The organism is Chryseobacterium sp. T20 (assembly GCF_047345655.1).
GTDB lineage: Bacteria > Bacteroidota > Bacteroidia > Flavobacteriales > Weeksellaceae > Chryseobacterium.
Window position 1 is genome coordinate 1 of sequence record NZ_JBLFDU010000005.1, and the last position, 16,381, is coordinate 16,381.

General features: G+C 36.5%; 17 protein-coding genes. 10 read left to right on the forward strand and 7 right to left on the reverse strand.

From position 1 onward, the window contains the following. A partial coding sequence (locus ACMA47_RS13160) for a TSUP family transporter (RefSeq protein ID WP_413930126.1) occupies nucleotides 1-1,118 on the forward strand: 1,118 nt, incomplete at its 5' end. 468 nt (nucleotides 1,119-1,586) lie between these two features. Here ACMA47_RS13160 and ACMA47_RS13165 read toward each other — a convergent pair. The 5 genes from ACMA47_RS13165 to ACMA47_RS13185 form a co-directional block, all read right to left on the reverse strand. Then, nucleotides 1,587-2,081: a DoxX family protein gene (locus ACMA47_RS13165; RefSeq protein WP_413930127.1), complete on the reverse strand. Its 495-nt coding sequence runs from the start codon at nucleotides 2,079-2,081 to the stop codon at nucleotides 1,587-1,589. Between the two features lie 131 nt (nucleotides 2,082-2,212). Further along, on the reverse strand, nucleotides 2,213-2,578 hold the full coding sequence (locus tag ACMA47_RS13170) for a hypothetical protein (protein ID WP_413930128.1): 366 nt from the start codon (nucleotides 2,576-2,578) through the stop codon (nucleotides 2,213-2,215). Between the two features lie 102 nt (nucleotides 2,579-2,680). Beyond that, nucleotides 2,681-3,616, reverse strand: a complete 936-nt coding sequence (locus ACMA47_RS13175; RefSeq protein ID WP_413930347.1) for an NAD-dependent epimerase/dehydratase family protein — start codon at nucleotides 3,614-3,616, stop codon at nucleotides 2,681-2,683. A 250-nt stretch (nucleotides 3,617-3,866) separates the two neighbouring features. Continuing rightward, on the reverse strand, nucleotides 3,867-4,256 hold the full coding sequence (locus tag ACMA47_RS13180; RefSeq protein ID WP_413930129.1) for a DoxX family protein: 390 nt from the start codon (nucleotides 4,254-4,256) through the stop codon (nucleotides 3,867-3,869). A 108-nt stretch (nucleotides 4,257-4,364) separates the two neighbouring features. After that, nucleotides 4,365-5,348, reverse strand: a complete 984-nt coding sequence (locus ACMA47_RS13185) for a polysaccharide deacetylase family protein (RefSeq protein WP_413930130.1) — start codon at nucleotides 5,346-5,348, stop codon at nucleotides 4,365-4,367. 90 nt (nucleotides 5,349-5,438) lie between these two features. Between ACMA47_RS13185 and ACMA47_RS13190 the strand changes: the two genes are divergently transcribed. Then, nucleotides 5,439-6,284: an AraC family transcriptional regulator gene (locus ACMA47_RS13190; protein WP_413930131.1), complete on the forward strand. Its 846-nt coding sequence runs from the start codon at nucleotides 5,439-5,441 to the stop codon at nucleotides 6,282-6,284. A gap of 35 nt (nucleotides 6,285-6,319) precedes the next feature. Here ACMA47_RS13190 and ACMA47_RS13195 read toward each other — a convergent pair whose 3' ends face one another. After that, nucleotides 6,320-6,811: a hypothetical protein gene (locus ACMA47_RS13195; RefSeq protein ID WP_413930132.1), complete on the reverse strand. Its 492-nt coding sequence runs from the start codon at nucleotides 6,809-6,811 to the stop codon at nucleotides 6,320-6,322. 184 nt (nucleotides 6,812-6,995) lie between these two features. On the opposite strand from ACMA47_RS13195, the gene ACMA47_RS13200 reads away from it, so the two are divergent. Further along, on the forward strand, nucleotides 6,996-8,234 hold the full coding sequence (locus ACMA47_RS13200; protein WP_413930133.1) for a hypothetical protein: 1,239 nt from the start codon (nucleotides 6,996-6,998) through the stop codon (nucleotides 8,232-8,234). Between the two features lie 299 nt (nucleotides 8,235-8,533). Then, nucleotides 8,534-9,019 (forward strand): hypothetical protein, encoded by a 486-nt coding sequence (locus ACMA47_RS13205; RefSeq protein WP_034697952.1) that lies wholly within the window; start codon nucleotides 8,534-8,536, stop codon nucleotides 9,017-9,019. A 65-nt stretch (nucleotides 9,020-9,084) separates the two neighbouring features. Here the strand turns inward: ACMA47_RS13205 and ACMA47_RS13210 are convergent, their stop codons facing one another. Continuing rightward, complete coding sequence (locus ACMA47_RS13210) at nucleotides 9,085-9,474, reverse strand: Fur family transcriptional regulator (RefSeq protein WP_114820230.1); 390 nt, start codon at nucleotides 9,472-9,474, stop codon at nucleotides 9,085-9,087. 86 nt (nucleotides 9,475-9,560) lie between these two features. Here ACMA47_RS13210 and ACMA47_RS13215 point away from each other — a divergent pair, with 86 nt between their 5' ends. From ACMA47_RS13215 to ACMA47_RS13240, 6 genes are all read left to right on the forward strand, one after another. Beyond that, nucleotides 9,561-9,899 (forward strand): MerC domain-containing protein, encoded by a 339-nt coding sequence (locus ACMA47_RS13215; protein ID WP_413930134.1) that lies wholly within the window; start codon nucleotides 9,561-9,563, stop codon nucleotides 9,897-9,899. Nucleotides 9,900-9,903: 4 nt separating this feature from the next. Beyond that, nucleotides 9,904-11,106 carry a GTP-binding protein gene (locus ACMA47_RS13220; RefSeq protein ID WP_413930135.1) on the forward strand — a complete coding sequence of 401 codons (1,203 nt, stop codon included), beginning with the start codon at nucleotides 9,904-9,906 and terminating at the stop codon, nucleotides 11,104-11,106. A 78-nt stretch (nucleotides 11,107-11,184) separates the two neighbouring features. Next, a complete protein-coding gene (locus ACMA47_RS13225) occupies nucleotides 11,185-12,579 on the forward strand; it encodes an alkaline phosphatase (RefSeq protein ID WP_413930136.1) in 1,395 nt (464 codons plus the stop codon). Nucleotides 12,580-12,798: 219 nt separating this feature from the next. After that, nucleotides 12,799-14,124, forward strand: a complete 1,326-nt coding sequence (locus tag ACMA47_RS13230; protein ID WP_413930137.1) for a phosphatidylserine decarboxylase family protein — start codon at nucleotides 12,799-12,801, stop codon at nucleotides 14,122-14,124. 257 nt (nucleotides 14,125-14,381) lie between these two features. After that, nucleotides 14,382-14,996, forward strand: coding sequence for a TetR/AcrR family transcriptional regulator (locus ACMA47_RS13235; protein ID WP_413930138.1), 615 nt, complete (start codon nucleotides 14,382-14,384; stop codon nucleotides 14,994-14,996). Nucleotides 14,997-15,081: 85 nt separating this feature from the next. Next, a complete protein-coding gene (locus ACMA47_RS13240) occupies nucleotides 15,082-16,368 on the forward strand; it encodes a TolC family protein (RefSeq protein ID WP_413930139.1) in 1,287 nt (428 codons plus the stop codon). Nucleotides 16,369-16,381 lie beyond the last annotated feature (13 nt).

Sequence of the window (16,381 nt, forward strand, 5' to 3'; positions counted from 1 at the left end):
ACGGGAAATCTCCAACCATTGCTAAAAGATTAAGAGAAACCTTTACGGAAGTTATTCCTGATGAAATGGATCATGTATTGGACAATATGCAGCATATCCGCAATCAACTGACCGGAGATTTCAATTACAAAGTAAAAGAACTCAACAAAATTACCACGGAATATCTATCGGACGGAAAAGCTGCTGCAAAACCGGACATGGAAATCGAAAAGCTGATCAATATTACCAAAACCGCTCAAAGAAAAGCTAATATTTATCTGGCCATCATAGGAGTTTTGCTTCTTTTTGGATTATTTGGACTTGTGGTATATCAGTTCAATCTTTCCGGAGATATTCAGTATTTTCTGAATAAAGATGGTCATATTTTTTACTGGATGCTGTTTGCAGGATTTATGGCAGAGATTGTTGCCGGATCCATGGGAATGGGATATGGTGTGATATGTACCACGATCCTTTTACTCCTGAATGTTCCGCCTCCCGTTGTAAGCGCCAGTATTCATTCTGCAGAATCTTTTACCACTGCGGCCGGAAGCTTCAGCCATTATAAACTGGGAAATGTCAATAAAAAAATGGTATGGGTTTTATTCCCGTTGGCTATCGTTGGCTCTATTATCGGTGCTTTAACCCTGTCTCATTATGGTGAACATTATGCTCATATTGTAAAACCTATTATTGCCTGCTACACGCTGTATCTTGGGATCAATATCCTTAAAAATGCATTCAAGGATAAAAAATCCGGGCAAGGACAAGCCAAGCGAAGAACCAATCTAAGAGTATTAGGTTTGGTTGGAGGCTTTATTGATTCTTTTGCAGGTGGTGGCTGGGGACCATTGGTGACCGGAACATTGATCAAAGAGGGAAGAATTCCCCGTTATGTAGTAGGAAGTTCTACCGTTGCCAAATTTCTACTGACAATAACAAGTGCCATTACCTTCATTTTTACGATTGGTATCCATCACTGGAATATTGTGTTGGGACTTTTGCTGGGTGGCGTTTTTACCGCTCCTTTTTCTGCCATGCTAACGTCAAAGCTTCCCACAAAGAAAATGTTCGTTGTGGTGGGAATAGTGGTGATCCTGATGAGTCTTATTACCATAACAAAATCAATTTTATCATAAGAAACCGATAATAACCTTCGGAAAAAAGTGTGTTTTTTTTAACGCAAAGCTTTTAATGTTTTACTTTATTTTGAGATATCAAAGGGGGAAAATCAATGATACAGTCTATAGACACTATTATTACTCATTTTTAGTAAAAATCTGAAACCATTAAAACTTTGCGTTTTTTTATTTAAAAAACATGTGGTCTTGCTTTTTTAAGATACGCAAAGGCGCAAAATGATATCAAAAATCTGCTGTTAAGGCGCAAAGATTTTATCTCCGATAAAATTGAACACTGTATATTTTTAAATTTCTCGTAGATTATACAAATTAAGCAGATAAGAACAATATCCCTTGCTAAAAATATTTGATTTGCTTGCGTCTTAAAAATTATATACGAAATTTAGAGAAAATTTGCGCCTTTGCGATTATCCAACAAAAATTTACAAAAAACAGCTCCCCAAAAAAGAGAGCTGCTTTAAGAAATTAACTATTTCCAGATTTTGTTTTTATGAAAGTATCAAGTCCCAATCCCGTACATCCCTGAAACAGGAAAAGAAGCAAAAACAGAAGATACAAGGTCTGAGGCAGATAAAGAAAATAGCTCAGCCACGTAAATGGATCCATTTCATAAATTCCGGTTTCTGATTTTATGGGAATAAGTTCTTTTGGAATAGAACCCAGATCATGCGTGAATAAAGCGACAAGTATAATGATGATTAAAAATACAGAGCTTATTCTCGTCCAGAAACCCAGCATTAAAAATAATCCGAATATACATTCACAGAAAGCTGTAAAATTGGCAGTAAACTGAGGAAATGGAAATCCAATCGTACTGATGGTATTGAACATATATCCCTGGAAAATAGGATGAAAAAGTTTATTAAAACCTGCTATAAAGAAGAATAATCCAATGAGTATTCTGCAAATTACGTAAATATTGACTGTATTTTTTTCGAGGGTTGATAGTGTTGTTTTCATTATTTTTTTAATTCATTAATTGATTAAATCCACATGACAAAACCATGAACAACAGGTGGTCATGTGATTCTGATGAGATAATTGGATTTCTTATATAATTTTCAGAAATCCGTAAGATACAATGTTCTGAATTATATTTTCGGAGGTATCCAGATAGAATTAAAAAATGAAGAATAGGGTGGATCATCATACAGGAAATAACGGTTGCTGATCTCCTGATCCATAAATTTTTCAAATGCAAAAGAATGAACAGAAGCGGTAAAAAACAGAGAAAAGTTGGAGCAATAATTACTATTACATTTTATTGGAGTTCTGTTGTTTTCTTCAAAACAGATTTTATTGCATTTTTTATGAGAAGTCTTTTCCTGACTATAATTTTGTTTTGCATTTAAAGAAGAAAAACTGGAATTTTCAGTTTTTAGGATCATCAAATGAATCAGCATTAAACATACATTAAATACCTGTATAAACTGCCATAATTCATTCTTTTTCACCATAAATTCCTTTCAATGAAGACAAATATAGTAAAATATTTGTACTTATTTTTGCTCTGAAACTCATCATAATTGATATTTCCAAGTTACTTATTTTAAATAGGGTTATGTTGTTGTTTGCTGTTCTTTTTTGATCTGTTCAATTCCCTGTCTGTAAGTGGTTACCGGAAATTCCGGGAATCTTTTTCTGAATTTTGAATCGTCAAAGAGATTATCATATTGATATCTTGGAAGCAATTCCTGAAGCTCTTTTGCATTTTTGTTGAATAAAGATCCTATGGTAAAAGCCAGTTTCGGGATTACAGAATACCTGAACTCTTTGCCATAAATCTGAGAGGCTAAAGCAATGAATTCTTTATAAGTTAATTTATGATTATCTACGGGTAGATGCCACGTCTGTCCATAAGCATCCGGAGTATTTCCTATTAAAGCAGTGGCGCGGCTTGCATCAGGTGTCCACATCAGGCTTCGTAATTGGTCATCTCTTAAAGGTACTTTCAGCTTTTTATTCTCCTTAATTGCATTGAAAATAAGGCTATTCGTAATACTCTGCGTTTTTTCAGGGCCATAAAATTCCGGAGCTCTGCAGATTACAGCTTGTATTGTTCCGGCTTTCATTTCTTTTAAAAGCATTTCTGTCATCTGTTTTCTTACCATTCCTTTTCGTCCTATAGGAGCAAATCGGGTTTCTTCTGTTAAAGCATGATTGTTTTGAGGATACATATAGGTGTTATCAAAAAACACGAGCTTGGTACCATTGATTTTACAAGCTTCAATAACGTTTTTCATGATGACCACGAATTGCTTTTCCCACAGATCGGTATCCATCGGAAGTCCAAGGGTGAAATAAGCAATCTCACTTCCTTTCACAGCTTCAATCGCTTTTTCTCTGTCTGATAAATCTGCAGAGAAAACAGTGTCAGTATCATTTACTTTTTTAGCGTTTCTGCTGACAATACGGATATCTGAGGTATAGTTTCTTTTAAGCTCTCTTGCCAGTTCTTCACCAATCTGTCCATTGGCTCCTAATATAGTTTGCATCATTTTTTATTTTGAGGATTATAGATTGCGTTGAAAATAAACAGAATATCTTCAACTGCAATTATTGATGATGCAAAATTCGGGCATAATTATAAAAATAGAGTAGCAGAATCTATGGAAGTTGTAACATAATCTCAGATCATGTAAAAAAGCCGGGAAAGAAAAGCTGACAAAATTTGAATAACATCCTTCCTCTTATTCTCTCTGTAACCTTTTCTATCCCAGCCTTAATCGCTTTTTTTGTTCTTTATCATTTTCTGTCCAAAGCCAGATGATTGTCATCAATTCTGCTGATCAGAATGTAGAACAAACCGGCATAGATCATCTGAATGCCCATTGCCTCCCAATTTTCGACAGTGCTGCTTCCAAAAAGCAGTAAAATAATCAGAGAGGCTCCGGCTATAGCAGCAATACGGGTTTTAAAACCAATCATCAGCAATAACCCGATGAGAAATTCTAAAAAGGGGAGTGTGACTCCAAAAAGATGGACCAATGGCTGTGGAAGCCAGCTTGTTTCAAAACCTTTCATCATTCCTGAGGCGAAGTCCTGCAATTTTACGAGGCGGACCAATCCGTGTCCCAAAAAGTTGATTCCCATCGATACGCGCAGGAAAAAATAGGCTGTTTTTGTATTGTTCATAGAGGTATTTTTTGGGTTGGGAGAGGGAAGCTGGGGGTTGGGAGCTATATTTGTCAAAAAAGTACTTTTCAGACTTCAACAACATCATTCTTCCAGCTTCCAGCCTCCTTACTTATTAAACTTTTCTTCGCTGTTATCAACCGGAGTATCAGCATCATTCATCACCATTTTGGCAATATCATCTTTTCTCATAAAGACTACGCCCTGTTTTTCTTTGGTGTATTTAATGAATTCCTCCATGGCATGAACCATTGCAGGTGTTCCTCCGATTCTGTCATGAAAACTGATGCTCATCATTCTTCTTTTGGATGCGCCTTCTTCATAGAGACGGTCAAACTCAAATTTCAGCTGTGCTAAAAACTGATCAGGACTCCAGTGTTTTCCTTCAATATTGACAATATCATTGTTACGAAGCGTATAAGGAATAACAACAAAGTTTTTTCCTTTTACTTTGGTAATGAAAGGCTCATCATGGCTTAAGTCATCGATATGATATAAAAAGCCCAGATCCTGTAATACTTTAAGGGTATTCGGACTTCTTCTCAACCAATTCGCATTATAACCAACAGCTTTCTTCCCTGTAATCTTTTCAACAATATCTACCCCTTGCTTTACAAAATTCAGTTCATCAGCATAACTCTTATTCCATTGATTGTCCCAGGTAAAACCATGAGCTGCAATTTCATGACCACCGTTGGCAATAGCTTTAGCCACTTCGGGATATCTTTCAGCAGCGGTTCCTACTACATGAGAGGTTACTTTGATATTGTATTTTTTCCATAAATCCAACATCCGGTAAATTCCTTCATTTCCTCCGTAGCGATACCAGCTTTCTGCAGGAAGATCCGGCTGACCTTTAGGAAGAGGAGTTCCACTGAAAGGACTTTCAGCGCCTTCCGGCTGTCCACCGGTTTCAAACTGCATAGAAACGGAAATGACCAATTGAGCTCCATTCGGCCAGTACTTTTTGGTAGAAGTCTGTTTTTCGTGCTGTTGCTTTTTTTCAGTTGTATCCCTGTCATGACGATCAGAAAAGGACATCAGAACAATTGTTGAAGCAAGCAGCAATACGGATTGTTTTATGTATTTCATTTTGAATGTTTTGATAGTACAAATTTGATCAATAATCCATCAGTAGATATTGTAAAAATTAATGGTAAATTTGTAAAAATTCATTCTTCTATGAAACGAATCGTTAATTTCAACTCTTTTAATGTTTTCAGTATTGAAAAAGACAATTGGGATGTTGAATATCACAATCATAACTTTTATGAACTGATCATCATAGAAAGTGGAAAAGGATTTCATCATCTTAACAATATTACATTTCCTTATAAAAAAGGAGATGTTTTTCTTCTCAGACCCAGTGATGGCCATGAATTTTCGATTAAAAACAAAACGAAATTCATTTATATCAAATTTACGGAACAGTATATATGGGAAAATTTGCTGTCTAATAAAAAGAATGAGCTTCAGAAAGTGGTACAGCTCCTGATGGAAGATCATTCTTTTGTGTATGAGTCGGTGATTAAAAGTACAACAGATAGGGTACATCTGTTACAGCTAGCCAGGATTCTCCTGTATGAATTCAGCCATAAAAACACCTATAACAAAGAGATAACTACAGATCTCTTTTCCAGTATTATTACGATTCTGATCCGAAATACGATGCAGAATGTTACTGCAAAAAACCGGATTGCACAAAATGTAAGCAGAATTGAGAGGATCTTGTATTATATCAATGTCAATGCGTTGGATGCGGATAAAATGAAAATTGAAAACCTGGCCAAAGAATTTATGCTGTCGCCGAATTATATCAGCATTTACATCAAAAAACAGACAGGCTTCTCGATACAACAGCATATTATACAACATAAAATAAAAACTGCTGAAAAGCTTTTACTTCAGAGTCATTATAATATCAGTGAAATTGCTGACAAACTGGGCTTCAATGATGCCAGCCACTTCCATAAAATATTCAAGGCATATAAAGAAATATCCCCTTCTGAATTCAAGAAGAACCTGTAATAGGATAATAGCTTATGATATATTAGTACTACAATTTATCGCTTTATTCCAATTGCTTTTAATGCACTGGAAGTTAAAAATATATCGTCAAACACCGTCAGTGATTCTACATCATTGAATCCCGAAGGAATCAGATCATTTTTATTAAAAGACAATTCAATAGAAGGGTCGTAAGAAGCGATGATTCTCACTTTTGAGTATCCATTATAATCTACTTTAAATCCTTCAAACATACAGTTCTGCTCAGCCTTTTGATATTCAGCATATTCTTCAAAACCCATAATGTCCGTTCTCTTCCCGTCATTATGGTCAAGAGATTTCCATGCTGTATAATTTTTGGGCTCTTTTAAGATATTTCCTGTACGGTCTATGGGAACAAACATTCCAAGAGTCAGACGCTTCTTTAAGAAATTGGCATAATTATTCATCAGATTCAAAATCTGAAGATCAGCATATCCTTCGTGGGAATAATACTCCAGCACGAAAGTGGTCATCGGAATCAGCTTAAGAGAAGCATCAGTCGGCATATTTAGTCTTTACTTTTTTGGGCGATAAAAATAGTATTTTTATTTACGCTACCCAATGGAAACAGATGAATAGGATGGAATTTATACCCATTCTGAATAACAATAACTTTAGGACAAACTCTCATTTTTCATTATTTTTGAAGGAATAACCATACAAACCATTATGAACACCTCTGTGAAAGACATGAAAACTTTTGCAGATACCAATTACAATATGTTGAATAAGATACTACTGGCAGCGGGAATCATTCAATGCTGCTTCTGCAATATCCAGGCTCAGAGTGCCGGAGCACGCCCGGTTTATACCTCCGAATGGGGTCACCTTTATCGTGAAAATGGAAAAAATAAGGATGTTTTGGGAATCTTTTCTACCGAAGCACCGGTTTACCTTCTGGATTCTACCCAAACACAATACAAAGTACAGGTAAGCAACGGTGATATTGGCTTTATAGACCGCCAGCCACTCCAAAAGTCTATGCGTGGGAAAAAATCTGCGGGTGAGCCACTACAGTATTTCTATAGAGGAAAAGAGGGATACCAATGTCCACATTTTTATGTGCAGGGATCAGAATTGCGTGTACGAAAAGGACCTACAACGGAAAGCACTGCAACACGCAAGGCAGCTTTAAATGAACTGATTTGTATTGATTATGTACCACTGTATCAGGATGGATGGGTATATATTGGCGACCATTTCCACGAGAATCCGGAATATATCCAGATGAAATACCTGGGAACAGAACTTACCTACGACAAAATTCTGAAAGATTATCTGGCTGCAAAAGGAAAGAACAAGGAAAAAGAACTGACTCAGGTTGGAAGATTACGCGAAATCGCATGGCTGGAAGATAAAAATCTTAAACAAGCATTACTTTATTGGAAAGAATCTTATTCAGGGATAGAAAACCCAAAAGTAGATATCGATTTTGAGCTTCTTCTGGCAGATCAATTGGCAAAAAAGCCCCAAACTGAAATCTATGAGAAAAAGCTGAAAGGGTTGAATATGCATTTCCTATGGAAAGAAACCCAACTTTTTGACGGAAAAATTACAGAAACGCAGGTGAAACAGCTGGAAATGCAGAAGGTAAAAGACATTCCCAATACTCCTGAATGTGGCTGGGAACCTCAATATTTTTACAGAACACCTGATATTATTGTAGCCTTTGAAGAATATAAAGGAAAAGTTTCCGGAAGTATTTACAAAATGTCTTTTAATAACGGTGAAGCTGTAATTCTCGGCAATGAACGCATGGATTCCAATTATAATGAAAAGGATTTTGTTACCCGTTTTGGAGATTTGCTCTCGACACACTGGATTGCTTCTCCCCACGAATATTATATTCAGAATGGAGATGCAGGACTCTTTATTTTTACATTCAAAGAGGGAAAACTTTTCAGCTATGAATGTATGTTTTATTGTTAGAAAATTCTAATCATTTTTATCAATAGAGGTGGGCTTCAGCAGGAACTTAAAAGATAGTAAGTTTTGGCTGAAGCCATAGGATTTTTTGCTTATTGTTAAAACGGGCTAAAGCCCGTTCCTATTGAATATTTACAATTATTAATTTTCAGATAGTTCTTAGATCAATAGAGGCGGGCTTTAGCCCGCTTATTTTATAAAATATTCTTCCATTGGCTTTAGCCGAAACTTAAAATATTTTCTAACACAAGTGATTAAATTTTAAAGCTGTATCTTTACTTCACCAAACAAAATATTACAATATGTCATTTATAACACCGGAAGGAGCCAGGAAGGCTCAGCTATCCCTATCTGAAAGGGCACCCGTTGCTCATTCCATTCTCTCAGGGGAAGAGAATATTTCGAAATACAACAGTGGAGTATGTCATGATGTGGTGGCCTATGCATTGTATATGCGTGGTGCCAGGATAAGTCCTACTCAGCTTGCAGAATCTGCAGGACAAAAATGGTTAACCTTATTCAATTATCCGGCTGGAGAAAAATGGGACGGATACACACCCATTCCTGCAGGAAAAGCCATTGGTTTTTACAGACTTATTGATAAAACATTCTTTCATTCAGCGATTACGACAGGAAACGGAAATGAAATCAGATCTGTCAACGGATTTTCATTAGGATCAGCATGGACAGTACCTGTGGATATGAAATGGGTATTGGGCAAAAAGAATTCTGACGGAACCTTCAATTATGATGGTACCAAAATAGAAGTCTATATTTCTTCTTTATAACAGAATTTATATTTCAATACAACAAAAGGCAGATCAGCATATTCGCTTTTCTGCCTTTTTACTTTTTAAGCATCAGCACATTTCGGGCATATCCCGCTGATGATAAAATTATATTCCTGTGCGATAAAATGTTCCGGTAAACTTATTTCCGGAATAGCGTTTTCAATGCACGTCACGGAATGACATTCCTTACAGTTAAAATGAACATGATTGTGAAAATGCTGTTCATGAGAACATTTTCCACTGCACTTAGCAAAATTCACCACCCCGTCAATGTTGACGATCTTGTGTATAGCGCCTTCGTTTTCAAGTCTTTCCAACACCCTGTAAATGGTTACTCTATTGCACAGATCTCCCAGTTTCTTCTGAATATCAGAATGGGTAAGGGCTACATCTGAACCATTGATAAGGTTTAAAATTTCCGTTTTGGCGTGTGTATTTCTAACCTGTTTCATATTTTAATGCAACAAAGTTGCGTTATTTAAATTTTTATCTATACTTTTGCAACAAAGTTACGATAAGAAAATTAATCCATACTATTATGAAATCAAAAATTCTTGATGCTGTAGGAATCTCCGCTGCTGTTTTATGCCTGATTCATTGTATTGTCTTTCCGTTATTATTAATTGTTCCTTTGGGAATATCCCATAACCCTTATATTGATCTGGCTTTCCTTTGCATTGGAGCTGTTGTGGTTTTCAGAATAACAAAGAAAATGGAAAACCGATGGCTGAAATTTTTATTCTGGGGATCTATAGTCCTCATTTTCATTTCTATACTGACAGATTTCCTGTTTGAAGTCCATATTCCTCTCATTTATGTGGGAGCTGTCGGGTTAATTACAGGTCATATCATCAATTTTAAAAATCATAAACATTAAGAACATGACTAAAAAACTTCCTGTAACGGTACTCAGTGGCTTTCTTGGAGCTGGAAAAACGACACTATTGAATCATATTCTTCACAATAAACAAGGATTAAAAGTAGCAGTCATAGTGAATGATATGAGCGAAATTAATATTGATGCACGCCTTGTTGAAAATCAAAATACCCTTTCAAGAACAGAAGAAAAGCTGGTGGAAATGAGTAACGGATGCATCTGCTGTACACTTCGTGAAGATCTTATGGTAGAAGTAGAACGTTTGGCGAATGAAAACCGTTTTGATTATCTCCTTATTGAAAGTACTGGAATCAGTGAGCCTATCCCTGTTGCCCAAACCTTTACCTATATTGATGAAGAGAGTGGAATAGATCTGTCCCGTTTCAGTTATGTTGATACAATGGTAACGGTAGTCGATTGTTTCAATTTCATGAATGATTTCGGCTCTAATGAAATGCTGCTGGATCGTGATCTTACCGATATGGAAGGCGATTACAGAACCATTGTTAATCTTTTGACCGACCAGATTGAATTTGCCAACGTGATTATTTTAAACAAAACAGATCTTATCAATACTGAAACACTGGGCTTTTTAAAAGCTGCGATCAGGAAACTGAATCCCGATGCAACACTTTTACATGCAGAGTTCGGAAAAATTGATCCTCAAAAGATTTTAAATACACAACTTTTTGATTTTGATAAAGCACAGTCATCCGCAGGTTGGCAAAAAGAATTACAATCCGATCATCACACCCCGGAAACTGAAGAATATGGCATAAGTTCACTGGTTTTCAGAGATAAAAAGCCTTTTCATCCTATGAGACTTTGGGAATATCTGAATCATCATTATCCTGAAGGAGCCATCAGAGCTAAAGGTTTGTTCTGGTTAGCCTCAAGACCCAACGATGCATTGAATTTTTCTCAGGCAGGAGGTTCATTCAGGCTTGAAAAAGCAGGCGTTTGGTGGAGTAGTATGCCTATGAACCATAGGGTGCAGTATTCTTCATTTGTAGAAAACCAAAAGTTCATAGAAAGCAGATGGGATAAAAACTGGGGCGACAGAATCAATGAATTGGTGTTTATCGGACAGAATCTGGACAAAGAACAAATGTTAACAGACCTTCAGCATTGTCTTATTAATGAAAGGGAAAAGGAACTGTTTGACAAAAAACAAAGTTTTGAAGATCCGTTTCCAAGGAATATTTAAAATTAACTTTTAATTAATGCAACAATGTTACGATAAAAAATTAAATACAATAACTTACAGCATTATTTCAAAAACAATATGGACAGAAGAAAATTTCTAAAAGGATCTGCATTACTTTCAGGGTTATTGACCTTATCACCATCCGATCTATGGAGCTTCGGGAAGAATACCGAACTGCACCAGAAAGGCAAAGCTAAGAATATCATCTTCATGGTAAGTGATGGGATGAGCCTGGGAACACTTTCAATGGCAGACTTGTATTCACGGAACATTTTAGGAAAAGGAAGCAACTGGCTTAATCTGTATCATGATAAAAAGGTAACCCGAGCTTTGATGGATACCGCTTCTGCAAGTTCTATTGTTACAGATTCTGCTGCTGCAAGTTCAGCTTTTGGAGGAGGAATAAGAGTTAAAAACGGAACCCTTAATATAGGAGCCAATGGTGAAAAACATCTTCCTATATGGCAGAAATATAAAAAAGCAGGAAAGAAAGCCGGTTGTGTCACTACAGTAACCATTACTCATGCAACTCCTGCAGGATTCTGTATAAATTCTTCTCAAAGAAATGCTGAACCTCAAATTGCAGAAATGTATGCAGAGCTGGAATTCGATGTCTTGTTAGGAGGTGGAGACGAGTTTTTCAACCCTTCAAAAAGAGAAGACAAAAAAGATCTTTATTCTGTTTACAGCAAAAAAGGATACCGGATTCTGAAAACACAAAGCGATCTGAAAGAAATCAAAAAAGGAGAAAAACTATTAGGAATCTTCAGTACAGGAGCGTTACCTTATACTATTGACAGAACGCATCTTACTGAGCACAAAAATACTCCGACTCTCGCTGAAATGGCTAATACTGCTATCCATCAGATGAAAGATCATCCCGAAGGTTTTGTCCTTCAGGTAGAAGCCGGAAAAGTAGACTGGTCTGCTCACGCAAATGATGTGGCAGCACTCATTCACGATCAGCTGGCTTTTGACGAAGCAGTGAAAACTGTAATAGATTTTGCTGAAAAAGATGGAAATACTCTGGTGATTATCACAACAGACCATGGGAATGCAAATCCGGGAACGATTTACGGAGCGGATGCTACCAAGAATTTTAACAGCATTTCAGAATACAAATACACCAATGAATATATTCTGAACAAGATTCACAAAGATTATTCGGTAAAAGACATTAAAGACTGGATTTATGAAGGTAATAAAATTACACTGAACGATGATGAAGCCAAACATATTTTGAGTTTTTACAACGGTCTTGAAAAAGAAGAAGGACTTTATAATTATAAGAAACTGCCTTTTAAATTATATTCAGAAATTCAGAAAAGCAGGAATTCTGTGGGGTGGATCAGCATGGATCATTCCGGAGATTATGTGGAAGTAGCCGCTTATGGCCCTGGAAACGAGCTTTTACAGCCGTTTATTAAAAATACAGACCTTCATGATCTGATGCTGAAGGCCTGTCTGGTATAGACATTCATATTTTTTCATATTTAATTATTTGGGAGATACGAGGCGGATTGATTGTGTCCGCCTTGTTTTTTTGTGCATAAAAAACAAACTTCCATCAAAATTACCCAGTAAGTATTTTTACTTATTTCACATTAAGTAGAAATACTATTGTAACATTCTGTCAATTGAAGTAACTTTATAGTATCATCGATTAAAAAAAATAACCTTAAAAACCTTATTATGAACCATGTAAAATACAGAGTGGGGAAATGGCTACCCTCAGACAGAAAGTTCCTCAACACCTGGTTGGAAAAAAAAGTAAAGCAGGCCCAAAACAGCAGACTCCCAATGAATCCTGCTGTTGCTGATCTCAGGGACGCTATTTACAATGATCCTGTTTTATATATGAGCTTTACCAGCATGTATGATGAGATCCCTCAAGGATATAATGAGCCCGTAAAAAACTTCGAAACCATGCTCCTTATTATCAATCAGGTTTTACAGGAAGCGCCCTGCTACAGTGTAATAGAAGATAATATAGGACTTGTAGGATTTCCCATTAATGCGATTGTAGACTGGGCAATGGGAACTCAGGCAGGATATTTAACGTTTCTCCATCCTGAAGTGAACCAAAAACTAAGCGTTATTTTAGCAGAATGGAAGACTTTTCTGGAATCTCCGGCATCACAATATGTTTTGGTGAATGGTCCGGTAAACCAGCCACAACCGGATTATACCAATCCTTTAGGTTGGTTTTCTCCACAAGCCCTGGAAGCAATTGCCGCCATGGATCCTTTAAGAGGAAAAGGGAATAACCCTGAAGATCCTTTGCAGAATTTCATTTACAATTATCAGTGTCAACCTCATGAACCGTATTTCGGATTCAAAAGCTGGGACGATTTTTTCACCCGTCAATTCAATCCCGGAGTGAGAGAAGTAAGTGAGGAAGATAAAGATCCGTCAGTTATTGTTAATGCCTGCGAATCGGCTCCTTACAATTGTGTTACCAATGCCCAGATGAAAGATAAATTCTGGATGAAAGGGCAGCCATATTCTTTGCTGGATATCATGAACCATCATGAACTGGCCCAGAAATTTGGCGATAACAGCACCGTTTACCAGGCATTTCTTTGTGCTAAAACCTATCATCGATGGAACAGTCCGGTTGATGGCACTATTGTAGCCATTGAGAATGTTCCGGGAACTTATTACGCTGAAGCTCCTATTGAAGGATATGATCCTTCTGGTCCTAATGATTCTCAGGGATATATCACAGAACTGGCAGCACGCGCTTTGATTTTCATCCAGTCAGATAATGATAAAATAGGGTTGATGTGTTTTGTTGCTGTTGGAATGGCTGAAGTATCCAGCTGCGAAATCACTGTAAAAGAAGGAGATCACGTCAAAAAAGGAGATCCTATAGGGACCTTTCATTTTGGTGGATCTACCCACTGTCTGATTTTCAGACCTGAAGTCAATATTGATTTTGATTTCCACGGGCAAACGCCTTGCCTGAATACCTATAACATTCCTTTGAAAGCAAGAATCGGAGTAGTCACAAACTAGATCATACGTCAAAATCATATTTATCAATCATAGAAACAGAGGATAATCTTCAGTTTCTATGATTTTTTTATAGGGTTGTGAAACAGTAAACTTTTCCGAAATTCTGTCCTCAAAACATATGAAACGCTTTACACTAAAATATACAATATCTTATTTATCAATAAATTAAATATCGTTATATAAAATTTAATCAAATGATTAAAATATTTGTTTAAATAAAAATTTTGTTTATATCTTTGTAAGAGAAAATAGTAGGAATGAAAAAAATAGATAGCAGTACGGAAGAAAAAATCAAAGAAGCAGCCCGTACTGTGTTTTATAAAAAAGGATTTGCTGCCACAAGAACGCGGGATATTGCGGAAGAAGCGGGAATCAATCTGGCCTTACTCAACTATTATTTCAGAAGCAAAGCAAAGCTTTTTGAGATGATTATGATAGAAACAATGGCTGGATTTTTTCAGAATTTAATGATGGTACTCAATGATAAAAATACCAGTATTGATGAGAAAGTGGTGGAAGTAGTAGGAAAATATATTGATCTCATCATCAAAGAACCGGAAATTCCAACGTTCATTATCAGTGAGCTTCGCAATAATCCTAATCTGCTTTTACAAAAGATACCTCTCAAAGAAGTAATAGAAACATCCGAGTTTTTAAAACAACATCAGGAAGCCGTAAAGAATGGAAGCATTAAAGAGCCCAATCCTCTACATTTTCTGATCAATATACTCGGGCTTACCGTATTTCCTTTTATTGCCAAACCCATGTTACTGGGAAGCAGTGAACTGAATGATAAAGAGTTTGAAAAGCTCATGCTGGAGCGCAAAAAACTTATTCCTATGTGGATAAAAGCAACCATGTCAGTAGGATAATTTTTTTGCCCTGAATTTAATCATTTGATTAAATCCGATGAATAATAAATACAAAATTGATTTTAACTTAAAATAATCAATTCTTATGGGTAGAAAATTTCATATACCTCTTCTTACGCTTTTTCTAAGTGTGACAGCTGTTACCTCACTGAATGCTCAGTCTGTACCATTAACGCTTGAAGAATGTTACCACCTTGCAAAAGAAAATTATCCTGCAATCAAAAAGCTGGGAATTGTAGCAAAAACAGCAGATTACACAATAGAGAATGCGAATAAAGGCTACCTGCCCAAAATTTCATTTACCGGTCAGGCAACTTATCAATCTCAAACCATCAGCTTTTCTGACGCTTTAGGGGCTCTTCCTATCAATGCATCCCTTCCATCATTGAGTAAAGATCAATATAAAATTCAGGGTGAGGTAAATCAGTTATTATATGACGGTGGTATAATACAAAACCAGAAGGAACTTACAAAAGCCAATACTGAACTGCAGACCCAGAATATAGAAGTTTCTTTATATACATTAAAACAGAGAATCAATGCCTTATTTTTCTCTATTCTTTTAACCAATGCTCAGCTCAGACAAAATGAAATCAAAAAAGCAAACCTGCAGACACAGGTACAGAAAGCAGAAGCAGCTCTGCAATATGGAACAGCCTACCGCAGTAATGTAGATGAACTGAAGGCAGAAGTAGTGAATACAGAGATGGCCAGTACAGAATATATATCAAGCCGAGCCGCTTACCTGAAAATGCTCGGGATCTTTATTGGAAAAGAACTTACCGATTCTTCAGTATTGGAATCACCGGAGCCTGAACTCCTGTCTCCAGAGATAAACAGACCGGAACTGAAAGGTTTTGATCTTCAGAAATCAGTCTACACATTACAGGAAGAACAGCTTAAATCTGATCTTATGCCTAAGGTAAGTGCTTTCTTTCAGGGAGCATATGGAAGACCTACTCTTAATATTATTGAAAATAAATTCGGACCATGGTTTATTACCGGAGTAAGATTCAGCTGGTCTCTGGAAAGTTTGTATACTTCTTCCAATAAAAAACAAATTCTGGAGCTGAACAGAAAAGCTACCGATACGGACAAAGAAACATTTTTACTCAATACCAAAATGGACATGGCTCAGCAGGAAGAAAACATTAAAAAATACAACAACCTGCTGGAGCAGGATAAAACCGTAATCGGCCTGCGACAGTCCGTCACCAGATCAGCAGAAGCCCAACTGCAAAATGGCGTGATTACAACCCATGAATATATTCAGAAACTCAATACAGAACACCTGGCCAATCAGACAATGATTCTTCATCAGATTCAGCTGTTACAGGCCAGATACAATCAGAAATTTATTTCCGGAAATTAATAATCCTCGAATC

Coding starts and splice junctions, on each gene's coding strand:
- ACMA47_RS13165 (WP_413930127.1), bottom strand. CDS start 2,081: ATGAAAACAACACTATCAACCCTCGAAAAAAATACAGTCAATATTTAC.
- ACMA47_RS13170 (WP_413930128.1), bottom strand. CDS start 2,578: ATGGTGAAAAAGAATGAATTATGGCAGTTTATACAGGTATTTAATGTA.
- ACMA47_RS13175 (WP_413930347.1), bottom strand. CDS start 3,616: ATGCAAACTATATTAGGAGCCAATGGACAGATTGGTGAAGAACTGGCA.
- ACMA47_RS13180 (WP_413930129.1), bottom strand. CDS start 4,256: ATGAACAATACAAAAACAGCCTATTTTTTCCTGCGCGTATCGATGGGA.
- ACMA47_RS13185 (WP_413930130.1), bottom strand. CDS start 5,348: ATGAAATACATAAAACAATCCGTATTGCTGCTTGCTTCAACAATTGTT.
- ACMA47_RS13190 (WP_413930131.1), top strand. CDS start 5,439: ATGAAACGAATCGTTAATTTCAACTCTTTTAATGTTTTCAGTATTGAA.
- ACMA47_RS13195 (WP_413930132.1), bottom strand. CDS start 6,811: ATGCCGACTGATGCTTCTCTTAAGCTGATTCCGATGACCACTTTCGTG.
- ACMA47_RS13200 (WP_413930133.1), top strand. CDS start 6,996: ATGAAAACTTTTGCAGATACCAATTACAATATGTTGAATAAGATACTA.
- ACMA47_RS13205 (WP_034697952.1), top strand. CDS start 8,534: ATGTCATTTATAACACCGGAAGGAGCCAGGAAGGCTCAGCTATCCCTA.
- ACMA47_RS13210 (WP_114820230.1), bottom strand. CDS start 9,474: ATGAAACAGGTTAGAAATACACACGCCAAAACGGAAATTTTAAACCTT.
- ACMA47_RS13215 (WP_413930134.1), top strand. CDS start 9,561: ATGAAATCAAAAATTCTTGATGCTGTAGGAATCTCCGCTGCTGTTTTA.
- ACMA47_RS13220 (WP_413930135.1), top strand. CDS start 9,904: ATGACTAAAAAACTTCCTGTAACGGTACTCAGTGGCTTTCTTGGAGCT.
- ACMA47_RS13225 (WP_413930136.1), top strand. CDS start 11,185: ATGGACAGAAGAAAATTTCTAAAAGGATCTGCATTACTTTCAGGGTTA.
- ACMA47_RS13230 (WP_413930137.1), top strand. CDS start 12,799: ATGAACCATGTAAAATACAGAGTGGGGAAATGGCTACCCTCAGACAGA.
- ACMA47_RS13235 (WP_413930138.1), top strand. CDS start 14,382: ATGAAAAAAATAGATAGCAGTACGGAAGAAAAAATCAAAGAAGCAGCC.
- ACMA47_RS13240 (WP_413930139.1), top strand. CDS start 15,082: ATGGGTAGAAAATTTCATATACCTCTTCTTACGCTTTTTCTAAGTGTG.